We start from the raw sequence: 11900 nt of genomic DNA on the forward strand, positions 1-11900 counted from the left end.
GGGCGGCCTCCTCAAGACGGAAATCCAGCGGCGAAGGACGGGATCCATTAAAACTATCTGGACGACCAGAGCGTGTGCCTACAACGCGACGCCCAGGCGGAACAGGGGCCAACTGACAACGAATTAAAGTTACCTCGAGTCTCATGCTGCCCAAGAGTTGAGCGGGCTCGCAAGTAAACTGTTCGATCCGTCTGAAACGGGTTTGGCCAGCATCGAGGCGGCGGCGACTCAAGGATCAATACGACAGTGCACATGCCGCAGCGCGACCCATGCGGGGTCCGCACAAAGTCACAACGGTTCGTACCGATCCGCCGCTCAACTTGGGTTGAAACTTGGGTCGCGAGGCGCAACCTTCAAAAAAACCCAATTATTACAACGAATCATGGCGGAGAGGGAGGGATTCGAACCCTCGGTACCGTTGCCGGCACGCCGCATTTCGAGTGCGGTGCATTCGACCACTCTGCCACCTCTCCGCGAGGACGATCCGAAAAAGGCCGGTTGGCCTTCGGGGCTGATCGATTGGAGGCGCGCTGTTAGATCAGCTTTTTGCGCATTGCAAGCGCCTAAACTTGTGCGGCGCGATAAAGACATTAAATCGGGCGATATGGACGCCACCGACATGATGCCCCTGACCTCGCGCCTGGATGTGGACGCGCCGATGATCGCGACCGCGCGCTTCGCGATCGGGGACGTCGTGCGCCACCGCATGTTCGACATTCGCGGCGTCATCTTCGACGTCGACCCCGTCTTCGCCAACAGCGACGAATGGTATGACGCCATTCCCGAGCAGATCCGGCCCGCCAAGGACCAGCCCTTCTATCACCTGCTCGCGGAGAATGCCGAATCGAGCTATGTCGCCTATGTCAGCCAGCAGAATCTGTTGCACGACGACAGCGACGAACCGATCGAGCATCCCGCGATTCCCGGCCTGTTCACCGGCTATGCCGATGGGCGCTATCTGCTGCGGCGCGAACATCGCCACTGAGTCGCCTGCGGCATCGGGGATTTGGGGTGCGCGGAACCCCTGACCCGGCATCAAAAGCTGCAATCCTTGGTTGACAATCGGGCCACCTTTGCCTAGCTGACCCTTCTTTCCCGACGGGCATTCCCGCGCGGGAGCCATGCATTTGGGAAGTGATAAGAGCCATGTTCGCAGTCGTGCGCACGGGCGGCAAGCAGTATCGCGTCGCCGCCGGAGATAAGATCGTCGTCGAGAAGATCGAGGGCGAAGCCGGCGCGTCGGTGACGCTGGGTGACGTTCTGCTGGCGGGCGAAGGCTCGGAGCTGAAGGCCGTCGACGGCATCACCGTTGCCGCCGAAATCATCGCACAGGCGAAGGCCGACAAGGTCATCGTCTTCAAGAAGCGTCGTCGCCACAACTATCGTCGTCGCAACGGCCACCGTCAGCAGCACACGATCCTGAAGATCGTGTCGGTCGGCGCCTGAATCTCAGCCGCGCCACCCAACGAAATCCAGGAGTAGTTCGCAATGGCACATAAGAAAGCAGGCGGTTCGTCGCGTAACGGTCGTGATTCGGCCGGCCGTCGCCTTGGCGTGAAGAAGTTCGGCGGCCAGGAAGCCATCGCCGGCAACATCCTCGTGCGTCAGCGCGGGACCAAGTTCTATCCGGGTCGCAACGTGGGCATGGGCAAGGACCATACCCTGTTCGCGCTCGTCGATGGCCGCGTCTCGTTCCACGAGGGCAAGCTGGGCCGTAAATTCTGCTCGGTCGAACTGGCCGCAGCGGCCGAATAATCGGGCAACCGCGCCGGGTTGCCCACCAGGGTGACCCGGGTTCCGCGCAGGAACCAGCAAAAAAGGGAGACGGGTCACCCCGGCTCCCTTTTTTTCATGCTCCCTCCACCGCCCCCGCGCCTGTCTCCGTCCCGTCATCGGGACGTGCCACAGGCGCCGGGCGTGACGAGGAGTTGTCGAGTGATGTTCGCGCGGACCCCAAGATTGTTGTTGCGGCCAGCCTGGCCGGAAGATGCCGGTGCCCTGACGCGGGCGATCGGCCATGAAGCCGTCGCCCGGATGGCGGCGCGCGTTCCCTATCCCTATGCGCAGGCCGATGCCGAGCGCTGGCTGGCGCTGCCCTGCGGCGCGACCGAGCCGCGCTTCCTGATCACCGCGCTGGATCGCGGCGGCGCGCCCGAGCTGATCGGCGGCATCGCGATCATCGCGGGCGATACCGGGCATGAACTCGGCTATTGGCTGACCCCGGCGGCCTGGGGGCGCGGCTATGCGACCGAGGCGGGCCGCGCGGTCGTCGAGATGGCGCGCCATGCCCTGCCGATCCGGCGGCTGGGCGCCTGGCACTTCGCCGACAACCCCGCCTCGGGGCAGGTGCTGACGAAGCTGGGCTTCCGCCCGAGTGGAAAGCGCATGGCCCGCGCCTCCGCCGCGCGCGCGACATTATCGCCCAGCATCCACTACGCGCTCGACCTGGATGACGACCGACGGGCGTCCATGCCCCTCGCCGCCTGAACCTCTTCGCCTTTCCCTCACCGGAAAGGCGAAGCCGGGCCCCGTCCGAATCCGGGCGGGGTCACACGCGGGGCAGGGAGCTCCCCGCCGCCGCGAATCACCGCGACTCGGGGGATGGGCCAAGTCCTCCATTCGAGCGGCCGCGCGCGTTAACCTTTCCCGCTTTGAACACGTCGTCCGCGCGCAACTAGGCGATTCCTGCCCGTTATGGTCGCTTCTGCGAGCATGCCCAAAAATTCATGGGGTTAGAGAGATAGATTTAGGCGATTGATAAGGATCAACGCCCCTGATGTGATATATCCATCAGCCGTCAGGGGGAAATCGATGGTCCATATTGCCCGTTCGCAGCCCTCACCCTGGGCGCTTCGATTTAGGCTCTCTGTCCCGACCTCTTCGCTCGGCCGCGATCGTCGGGGCGTGGCGGTGGTGGAACTGGCGCTGGTACTGCCCATCCTGCTGGGGCTGTTGATGGGGATCGTCAGCTTCGCCGACTATTTCCTGACCGCGCATATGGTGCAGCAGGCCGCCAATGACGCCGCCCGCGCCGCGCTGGCCGGGATCGATGCGGGCGAGCGCCGGACGATCGCGGTCGATACCGCCCGGCGGCTGCTCGGCGCGGCGGGCACGCTTCGGCCCGAACGGGGCGAGATCATCGCGGTCGAACAGAATAATATCCTGACCGTCTCGATCCGCTATGATGCGCATGACGATCCTCTGCTGAACCTTCCCTTCGTGCCGACGCCGGGACGCATGCTGTCGGCCCGGGGCGTGGCGATGATCGGCGGCCTGTGAGGGCACGGCTCCGCGACGACCGGCGGGGCGGCGTCAGTATCCTGACCGCGATTTCCGCCATGGCGCTGATCGGCTGTGCGGCGCTGGGCGTCGATATCGGCATGCTGACCCTGTCGCAGCGCAAATTGCAGGGAGTGGCGGACCAGGCCGCGCTCGCCGCGGTCGCCTCCAGCCCCGAGCGGCGCGCCGAGGCGGTGCAGCGCCTGCTCGCGGCGAACGGCCTGGTCCATGTGTCGAGCACGCTGGCGATCGGCACCTACCGCGCCGACCGCTCGATCGCACCGGAAAACCGCTTCGCGACGGGCGCGGATGGCGGGGCGATTCGGGTGGTGCTGCGCCAGCCGGTGCGTCTGTTCTTCGGGCGGGTGCTGACCGGCGATGCCGAGCGCCCCGTCGCAGCCAGCGCGGTGGCGCGGCGAGTCGATCTTGCCGCCTTCTCGCTCGGTACCCGGCTGGCCCAGGTCCAGGACGGGCTGCCCGGTGCGCTCCTCAGCGGCCTGGCGGGCAGCAACCTGTCGCTGTCGTTGCTCGATTACCGGGCGCTGGTCGACACGCGAATCGAGCTGCTGCCCATGATCAAGGCGCTCGGCACGCGGCTGAACCTGACCGGCGCCAGCTATAGCGAGATACTGGCCGCCGACGTCACCCTGCCTGCCTTGTTGAACGCCATGGCCGACACGGCGGACCAGGCGGGCACGGCCACGCTGCTGCGCCGCCTGGCCTTGCGGGTACCGGGATCGCCGGTGCCGCTGACCCGGCTGATCGACCTGGGGCCGCTGGGCGATGCGACATCGGCGACGACGCGCGACCTGATCGGGGTCGATGCCTATTCGATGCTGCGCGAATCGCTGGCCATCGCCAATGGACGGCGGCAGGTGGCGCTGGACCTGGGCGCGTCGGTGCCCGGACTGGTGTCGACCAGGGTGCTGCTGGCGATCGGCGAGCGGCCCGCCGCCTCGCCCTGGCTGGCGGTGACGCGCGACGGATCGACGACCGTCCGCACCGCGCAGCAGCGGTTGCTGGTCGATACCCAGATCGGGGTGCCGTTTCTCGCCAATATCCAGTTGCCGCTGTTCGTCGAGACCGCCTCGGCCCAGGCGCGGCTGAACGCGGTGCGTTGCACGGGCACGACCCCGGCGGTGACGGTCGACAGCCTTCCCTCGCCCGGCACGCTGGCGGTCGCGCAGGTCGACCGGACGCTGTTCGACGACATGAACCGCGCGCCGATCACCGGCGCGGCGACGCTGCTCCAGATTCCGCTCGCCAAGGTCATGGGCCATGCGCGGATCGACCTGGCGAGCGACACCGCGTGGCAGCGTATCCGTTTCGACCAGACCGATATCGCCAATGCCACGACCAGGACGGTCACCGCCAATTCGGCGGTGCGCGGCATCGCGCAGTCGCTGATCCGGCAGGTCGACCTGCAACTGGTGCCGCTGGGCATCCCGATCGGGCTGGGCGGACTGACGGGCGCGGTCGGCGCGGCGCTGTTGCCGGTCGCCCCGGCGCTCGACCTGCTGATCGGCAATCTGAGCGACTTGATGGGCCTGCATGTCGGCCAGGCCGATGTGACGATCAACGGCGTGCGGTGCGGCGGGGCCGTGCTGGTGGCCTGAATGGCGGGCAGGATGACGGGCGGGCTGGCCTCTTGGCGCGGCCCGGACTAAGAGCGCAGCCATGCATTTTCTCGATCAGGCCAAAATCTTCGTCCGCTCCGGCGCGGGCGGCCCCGGCGCCGTTTCCTTCCGGCGCGAGAAGTTCATGGAATATGGCGGCCCCGATGGCGGCAATGGCGGCAAGGGCGGCGACATCATCTTCGAGGCGGTCGCCGGGCTGAACACGCTGATCGACTTCCGCTATACCCAGCATTTCCGCGCGCCGCGCGGCCATGGCGGGTCGGGGTCGAACCGCACCGGCGGCGGCGGCGACGATCTGGTCATCAAGGTGCCGGTCGGCACCCAGGTCCTGTCCGAGGACAAGGACGAGGTGCTCCTCGACTTCACCAAGGTCGGCCAGCGCGAGGTGTTCCTGCGCGGCGGCGACGGCGGACGCGGCAATGCCAGCTACAAGACCTCGACCAACCGCGCGCCGCGCCAGCACGGCACCGGCTGGCCGTCCGAGGAGGCTTGGGTCTGGCTGCGGCTGAAGCTGCTGGCCGATGCGGGTCTGGTGGGCATGCCCAATGCGGGCAAGTCGACCTTCATCAACGCGGTGACGAACGCGCAGGCCAAGGTCGGCGCCTATGCCTTCACCACCACCCGGCCGCAGCTGGGCGTGGTGCGGCATCATCAGCGCGAGTTCGTCGTCGCCGATATTCCCGGCCTGATCGAAGGTGCGGCGGACGGCGCCGGGATCGGCGACCGCTTCCTTGGCCATATCGAGCGGTGCCGCGTGCTGCTGCATCTGGTCGACGCCAATGACGCGGATGTCGCGCAAAGCTACCGCATCGTCCGCGACGAGCTGGAAGCCTATGGCGGCGGGCTTGCGGAAAAGCCGCACATCATCGCGCTCAACAAGATCGACACGCTGGACGACGAGCTGATCGAGGCGCTGTCGGCCGAACTGGCCGAGGCGAGCGGCGCGGATGTGATCCCCTTGTCGGGCGCGGCCGGAATCGGCGTCGACTGGGTGCTCGACAAGCTGCTCGAGGCGATCGGGCCGGGGCCGGATTCGGTGCCGGAGGGCGATGAAGGCGAGGACGAGATCACGTGGTCGCCGCTGGCCTGACGGTGCGGGCGGCTGGCTCGGTGAGACACCCTGCCCTCCCCCATCCCCTCCCGCTTGCGGGAGGGGAGAGGCTGCTTGGCAGCTGGGTGACATCCTCCACGTCGGTTTGCCCAGAGATCAACCTTCGCGATTGTCGCCAAGGCTTCCCCCAAGCACGCCCCTCCCGCAAACGGGAGGGGATGGGGGAGGGCCGCGTGCGGCGAGGCCTGACGTTCCCATGATCTTCCCCCCCACCACCTGCCAGCGGCTGATCGTCAAGGTCGGCTCCGCCCTCCTCGTCACGCCCGAGGGCGAAGTCCGTCGCGACTGGCTGACCGGGCTGGTCGCCGACATCGCCGCGCGCGTCCGTGCAGGCCAGCAGATCGCGATCGTATCTTCGGGCGCGATCGCGCTGGGTGCGCGACGACTTGGCCTGCCCAAGGGCGGCCGCGCCAGCCTGGAGGACGCACAAGCCGCCGCCGCGACCGGGCAGATCGCGCTCAGCCAGGCCTGGGCCGAACTGCTCCAGGCGCAGGGGCTGACCGCCGCCCAGATGCTGGTGACGCTGGACGATCTGGAGGATCGCCGCCGCTATCTGAACGCGGCGGCGACGCTGGGGCGGTTGCTGGGGCTGGGCGTGGTGCCGGTCATCAACGAGAATGACAGCGTCGCGACCGAGGAAATCCGGTTCGGCGACAATGACCGGCTCGCCGCGCGGGTGGGTCAGGCGGCGAGCGCCAACGGGGTGTTGCTGCTCTCCGACGTGGACGGGCTGTACGACAGCAATCCGCATACCAACCCCGCCGCGCGCCACATCGAACGGGTCGATCGGATCGACGCGGTCAGCGGCATGGCCGATGGCGGCTCCGCCTCGGGCATGGGCTCGGGCGGCATGGTGTCCAAGATCGCTGCGGCGCGCATCGCGGTCAGCGCGGGTGCTCACCTCGCCATCGCGTCGGGGCGGATCGAGCATCCGCTATCGACCCCTGCGCGCCACACCATCTTCGTCGCCGAAAAGAGCGCACCCGCGCGCAAGGCGTGGCTGGCGGGCGGACTGACCGCACGCGGGGCGATCACGGTGGATGCGGGCGCGGCCAGGGCACTGGCCGAGGGCAACAGCCTGCTCGCCGCCGGTGCCACCGCCGTGCAGGGCCATTTCGCGCGCGGCGATCTCGTGACCGTCGAGGGGCCGGGCGGCACCATCGCGCGGGGCCTCAGCGAATATGATTCGACCGAGGCGCGCGCGCTGATCGGCACGCGGTCGGACCAGCAGGCGCGGATATTGGGCCATGCGCCACGCGCCGCGCTGATCCATCGCAACCACCTCGCGCTGCTATGATCGTCGCGGTGACGGGAGCGACCGGTTTCGTCGGTCGCGCGGTGGTGGACCGCGCCGCCGGTTCGGGGCTGTCGCTGCGCGCGCTGACCCGGCGCGCCCAGCCATCGCGCGCCGGCATCACCTGGATCGCGGGCGCGCTCGACAAGCCGGAGAGCCTCGCGACGCTGGTCGAGGGCGCGGATGCCGTGCTGCACATCGCGGGCGTGGTCAACGCACCCGACCGCGCGGGCTTCGTCGCGGGCAATATCGACGGCACCCGCGCCATGGTCGAGGCGGCCAGGGCGGCGGGCATCCGGCGCTTCGTCCATGTCTCCTCGCTGTCGGCGCGCGAACCCGACCTCTCCACCTATGGCTGGTCCAAGCGGCAGGCCGAGGATGTGGTGACGGATAGCGGCCTCGACTGGACCATCGTCCGGCCGAGCGGCATCTATGGCCCCGGCGATATGGAGATGCGCGACATGTTCCGCGCCGCCAGGCTGGGCCTCGCGCTGATGCCGCCGCCGGGCAAGGTATCGCTGGTCGCGGTCGAGGATTTCGCGCGGCTGTTGACCACTTTGGTCGCCACAGACGGCCCGCGCGCGGTGCTGGAGGTGGATGACGGACAGGTCCTGACCCATGCCGACCTGGCCGCCGCGATCGGGGCGGCGGTGGGGCAGCGTGTGATGACCTTCCATCTGCCCAAGGCGCTGCTGAGCCTGGGCGCGAAGATCGACCGCAAGCTGCGCGGGAATGGCGCCAAGCTGACCCCCGACCGGGTCGGCTATCTCTGCCATCCCGACTGGACCGCCGACCCCGCGCTCCGCCCCGACCCCGCACTTTGGGAACCGGCCATCGCGCTTTCCAAGGGGCTGGCGGATACGGCACGGTGGTATCGCGCCAACGGCTTGCTATAGCGAGCGCCATCACGCGGTCGAAAAGCCGCCGCATTTGGGTGCCACTGGCCCCTCGAAAGGATCATCATGAGCGACCGCCAAGCCATTTTCGACACCGTCGCGGCCCAGATCGCGCCCTTCAACAAAAAGGGTGTCGAACTGACCGAGGCGACGACCTTCCAGGGCGACCTGGAGTGGGACAGCCTGACCGTGATGGATTTCGTCGCCGCGATCGAGGACGAATTCGACATCATCATCACGATGAACATGCAGGCCGAGATCGAGAATGTCGGCCAGCTGGTCGACGCGGTCGAAAAGCTGAAGCAAGCCTGATCGCCTCCAAACGGACACCGACATGACCGAAGCCGCCGCCCAGCCCCACGCCCTGCCCGCCGACCCCGAGACGGTCGCCCCCGAGCATGACCTGCTGTCCAAGTTCGACGGCCTGATCGCCGAGCGGCAGAAGCTGCTCGACTCGGGCGTCACCGATCCCTTCGCGATCGTGATGGAACAGGTGAAGTCGCCCACCGAGGCGGTGATCCGGGGCAAGGACACGATCCTGCTCGGCACCTATAATTATATGGGCATGACCTTCGACGCGGACGTGATCGCGGCGGGCAAGACGGCACTGGAGCAGTTCGGCTCGGGCACGAACGGCAGCCGGATGCTCAACGGCACCTTCCACGACCACATGGAAGTCGAACAGGCGCTGCGCGATTTCTACGGCACGACCGGCGCGATCGTCTTCTCGACCGGCTATATGGCGAATCTCGGCATCATCTCGACGCTGGCGGGCAAGGGGGAATATGTCATCCTCGACGCCGACAGCCATGCCTCGATCTATGACGGCTGCCAGCAGGGCAATGCCGAGATCGTCCGCTTCCGCCACAATTCGGTCGAGGATCTCGACAAGCGGCTGGGCCGACTGCCCAAGGAGCCTGCCAAGCTGGTCGTCCTCGAGGGCGTCTATTCGATGCTGGGCGACATCGCCCCGCTGAAGGAAATGGTCGCGGTCGCCAAGAAGCACGGCTGCATGGTGCTGGTCGACGAGGCGCATTCGATGGGCTTTTTCGGCCCCAACGGGCGCGGCGTGTACGAGGCGCAGGGGCTGGAAGGCCAGGTCGATTTCGTCGTCGGCACCTTCTCCAAGTCGGTCGGCACGGTCGGCGGCTTCGTCGTGTCCAACCATCCGAAGTTCGAGGCGGTGCGCCTGGCCTGCCGCCCGTACATCTTCACCGCCTCGCTGCCGCCGTCGGTGGTCGCGACCGCGACGACCTCGATCCGCAAGCTGATGACCGCGCATGAGAAGCGCGAACGGCTGTGGTCGAACGCCCGCGCGCTGCATGGCGGCCTGAAGGCGATGGGGTTCAGGCTGGGCACCGAAAACTGCGACAGCGCGATCGTCGCGGTGATCCTGGACGACCAGGAACAGGCGGTCATCATGTGGCAGGCGCTGCTCGACGGCGGTCTCTACGTCAACATGGCGCGCCCGCCCGCGACCCCGGCGGGGACCTTCCTGCTGCGCTGCTCGATCTGCGCCGAGCATACGCCCGAACAGATCGAGACGGTGCTGGGCATGTTCCGGGCGGCGGGGCAGGCGGTCGGCGTTCTCGCCTGATCGGCCTATGCCCCTGGCGGCTTTGCAATATCCCATGCTTGCGATAGCGTGGCGACCGTGATCGAACAGGAGGACCAGGGAAGGGTCGGCCGGTGGCGGACCTTTGCGCTGATCGCCATGGCGCTGACCGGCGCGGCGACGCTGGTCCTGCTCATCGTCACGCTGGGCCATGCCAATCGCGAGCGGGATCGCGCGCTCGACCTGCAAAGCCGCAGCTATGACGTGATGATCCTGGCGCGCACCGTGGAGGGCACGATCGCCCGGTCGGAGGCGTCGCTGGGGCGATACGTCATCTCGGGCGACAACAAGATCGGGCAGATCTATTCGGAAGAATGGTCGCTGGCGGCGGCGCAGCTCGACCGGCTGGACATGCTGGTCGAGGATTCCCGGCAGCAGCGGCTGGTCGACCAGCTGCGCGCCGCCTATGAGGCACGCGGGCGCGAGCTGTCGGCCATCGCCCTGTCGACCACCTATCACCGCGATCGCCAGGCCTATGCGCTCTATCACCAGGCGCGGCGGGCCGAGGCGCTGTTGCAGATCAACCGGACGCTCAACGTCCTGATCGCGGGCGAGCGCCGCCTGCTCGAACAGCGCACCGCCGCGGCGCGCGACACGGTGCTGCACTCCAACCGGATCGCCAGTGGGCTGGGCCTGTTCGGGCTGGCGCTGGCGCTCGGCGCGATCCTGCTGGCCTGGATGATCGTCCATGCCGTCGGCGAGCGGGCGGAGGCGCGCGCCGAGGCGCATGCCGAACGTGCCCGTGCCGAGGAACTGGCGGACGCGGTCGATGCCGCGACCGAGGAGCTGAAGCTCCAGGAAGCCAAGCTGCGCCAGGTGCAGAAGATGGACGCGCTGGGCCAGCTGACCGGCGGGATCGCGCATGATTTCAACAATATGCTGGCGGTCGTTCTGGGCGGGCTGGAACTGGCGCGCCGGGCGGACGGGGTGGAGGATGTCCGCCGCCATCTCGACAGCGCGACCGAGGGCGCGCACCGCGCCGCCGCGCTGACCCGGCGATTGCTGATGTTCAGCCGCGAGGAGGCGCTGACCCCCGAGCCGCTCGTGCCCCGGCAACTGGTGGCGGGGATGCGCGACCTGCTCGACCGGACGCTGGGCGACGGGGTGAAGGTGACGGTCGAGGACCGGACGACCGGCTGGATGCTGTTCGGCGACCGGACGCAGATGGAGAATGCGATCCTGAACCTCGCGGTGAATGCCCGCGATGCGATGGACGGGCGCGGCGAGCTGACCATCCGCACCGCCGAGGCGCATGTGATGGCGAACGAGCTGCCGCGCGCGGCGGCGGGCGACTATATTTTGTTGTCGGTGACCGACACCGGCGCGGGCATGTCCCCCGAGGTGGCCGAACGGGTGTTCGAGCCCTTCTTCACCACCAAGCCCGCAGGCAAGGGCACCGGGCTGGGGCTCAGCCAGATTTTCGGGCTGGTCGGCCAGATGGACGGCGACGTCACCATCCGCACCGCGCCCGGCGCGGGCACCACGGTCCATCTCTATTTCCCGCGCCACCACGCCGCGACCGCCCCCGCCCCCGTGGCCGAGCCGGTCGCCCCCGCGCCGGATGCCGAGGACACCGGCGGCATGCGCATCCTGGTGGTCGAGGACGATCCGCGCGTTCTGTCGGCGACGATGGCCGCGCTGACCGAACTGGGGCACGATCCCCTGCCCTGCGGCGATCCGCGTGAGGCCGAGGGGATGCTCGCGCGTCAGGCCGACATCAGGCTGATCGTGTCGGACGTGCTGATGCCGCACCAGACCGGACCGGAGATGATCGCCGCGCTCCGCCCCCGCTATCCCGAGGTCGCGGTATTGTTCGTCACCGGCTTTGCGGGCGATGCGCAGGCGACCGGGTTCGAGGGCTATGAGGTGCTGCGCAAGCCCTTTACCCTGGTGGGACTGGAGCGGGCGGTGGCGGCGGCGCTGGCGCGCAATGTCGGGGACGGGTCGGTCAGCGCGGCGGCTTGAGCCCGGGTCGGGGCATGGCCCTCGATGTCACCCGGACTGAACGGCTTTTGCTGCCCCGTCCCGCATACGACCTCGGTTCGGTCCGGGCGAAGTCGAAGGCCAC

The 11900-nt window shown here is 68.0% G+C and carries 12 protein-coding genes and 1 tRNA gene; 12 read left to right on the forward strand and 1 reads right to left on the reverse strand.

Annotated features, from left to right (window positions below; genetic code table 11):
• Positions 1-383: 383 nt before the first annotated feature.
• Positions 384-473: transfer RNA gene (locus QE360_RS01450), tRNA-Ser, on the reverse strand.
• Between the two features lie 146 nt (positions 474-619).
• On the opposite strand from QE360_RS01450, the gene hspQ reads away from it, so the two are divergent.
• From hspQ to QE360_RS01510, 12 genes are all read left to right on the forward strand, one after another.
• Complete coding sequence (gene hspQ / locus QE360_RS01455; RefSeq protein ID WP_373424686.1) at positions 620-985, forward strand: heat shock protein HspQ; 366 nt, start codon at positions 620-622, stop codon at positions 983-985.
• A gap of 161 nt (positions 986-1146) precedes the next feature.
• Positions 1147-1446 carry a 50S ribosomal protein L21 gene (gene rplU, locus QE360_RS01460; RefSeq protein ID WP_007405484.1) on the forward strand — a complete coding sequence of 100 codons (300 nt, stop codon included), beginning with the start codon at positions 1147-1149 and terminating at the stop codon, positions 1444-1446.
• Between the two features lie 42 nt (positions 1447-1488).
• The gene (gene rpmA, locus QE360_RS01465) at positions 1489-1755 is read left to right on the forward strand and encodes a 50S ribosomal protein L27 (protein WP_183951678.1); all 267 of its coding nucleotides are present in this window, start codon (positions 1489-1491) and stop codon (positions 1753-1755) included.
• A 204-nt stretch (positions 1756-1959) separates the two neighbouring features.
• A complete protein-coding gene (locus tag QE360_RS01470) occupies positions 1960-2487 on the forward strand; it encodes a GNAT family N-acetyltransferase (protein ID WP_405052661.1) in 528 nt (175 codons plus the stop codon).
• A 417-nt stretch (positions 2488-2904) separates the two neighbouring features.
• Positions 2905-3279: a TadE/TadG family type IV pilus assembly protein gene (locus tag QE360_RS01475; protein ID WP_307103467.1), complete on the forward strand. Its 375-nt coding sequence runs from the start codon at positions 2905-2907 to the stop codon at positions 3277-3279.
• Positions 3276-4895, forward strand: a complete 1620-nt coding sequence (locus tag QE360_RS01480; RefSeq protein ID WP_309698758.1) for a pilus assembly protein TadG-related protein — start codon at positions 3276-3278, stop codon at positions 4893-4895. Before QE360_RS01475 ends, QE360_RS01480 begins: the two co-directional genes overlap by 4 nt.
• Before the next feature lie 61 nt (positions 4896-4956).
• Positions 4957-6006, forward strand: coding sequence for a GTPase ObgE (gene obgE / locus QE360_RS01485; RefSeq protein ID WP_307103463.1), 1050 nt, complete (start codon positions 4957-4959; stop codon positions 6004-6006).
• A 217-nt stretch (positions 6007-6223) separates the two neighbouring features.
• Positions 6224-7324, forward strand: coding sequence for a glutamate 5-kinase (gene proB / locus QE360_RS01490; RefSeq protein ID WP_309698761.1), 1101 nt, complete (start codon positions 6224-6226; stop codon positions 7322-7324).
• Positions 7321-8217, forward strand: a complete 897-nt coding sequence (locus tag QE360_RS01495; protein WP_309698762.1) for an NAD(P)H-binding protein — start codon at positions 7321-7323, stop codon at positions 8215-8217. The genes proB and QE360_RS01495 overlap by 4 nt, the downstream gene beginning before the upstream one ends.
• A gap of 66 nt (positions 8218-8283) precedes the next feature.
• Positions 8284-8529, forward strand: coding sequence for an acyl carrier protein (locus QE360_RS01500; protein WP_294272475.1), 246 nt, complete (start codon positions 8284-8286; stop codon positions 8527-8529).
• Between the two features lie 22 nt (positions 8530-8551).
• On the forward strand, positions 8552-9814 hold the full coding sequence (spt, locus tag QE360_RS01505) for a serine palmitoyltransferase (protein WP_309693447.1): 1263 nt from the start codon (positions 8552-8554) through the stop codon (positions 9812-9814).
• Between the two features lie 117 nt (positions 9815-9931).
• Positions 9932-11797 (forward strand): ATP-binding protein, encoded by a 1866-nt coding sequence (locus QE360_RS01510; RefSeq protein WP_373424728.1) that lies wholly within the window; start codon positions 9932-9934, stop codon positions 11795-11797.
• Positions 11798-11900: the final 103 nt, after the last annotated feature.

Source organism: Sphingomonas sp. SORGH_AS_0789, assembly GCF_031453055.1.
GTDB lineage: Bacteria > Pseudomonadota > Alphaproteobacteria > Sphingomonadales > Sphingomonadaceae > Sphingomonas.

Bases quoted from the DNA above. Each gene is read 5' to 3' on its own strand.
- obgE (WP_307103463.1), top strand. From the start codon at position 4,957: ATGCATTTTCTCGATCAGGCCAAAATCTTCGTCCGCTCCGGCGCGGGC.
- QE360_RS01495 (WP_309698762.1), top strand. From the start codon at position 7,321: ATGATCGTCGCGGTGACGGGAGCGACCGGTTTCGTCGGTCGCGCGGTG.
- QE360_RS01500 (WP_294272475.1), top strand. From the start codon at position 8,284: ATGAGCGACCGCCAAGCCATTTTCGACACCGTCGCGGCCCAGATCGCG.
- rpmA (WP_183951678.1), top strand. From the start codon at position 1,489: ATGGCACATAAGAAAGCAGGCGGTTCGTCGCGTAACGGTCGTGATTCG.
- spt (WP_309693447.1), top strand. From the start codon at position 8,552: ATGACCGAAGCCGCCGCCCAGCCCCACGCCCTGCCCGCCGACCCCGAG.
- rplU (WP_007405484.1), top strand. From the start codon at position 1,147: ATGTTCGCAGTCGTGCGCACGGGCGGCAAGCAGTATCGCGTCGCCGCC.
- QE360_RS01510 (WP_373424728.1), top strand. From the start codon at position 9,932: ATGGCGCTGACCGGCGCGGCGACGCTGGTCCTGCTCATCGTCACGCTG.
- proB (WP_309698761.1), top strand. From the start codon at position 6,224: ATGATCTTCCCCCCCACCACCTGCCAGCGGCTGATCGTCAAGGTCGGC.
- hspQ (WP_373424686.1), top strand. From the start codon at position 620: ATGATGCCCCTGACCTCGCGCCTGGATGTGGACGCGCCGATGATCGCG.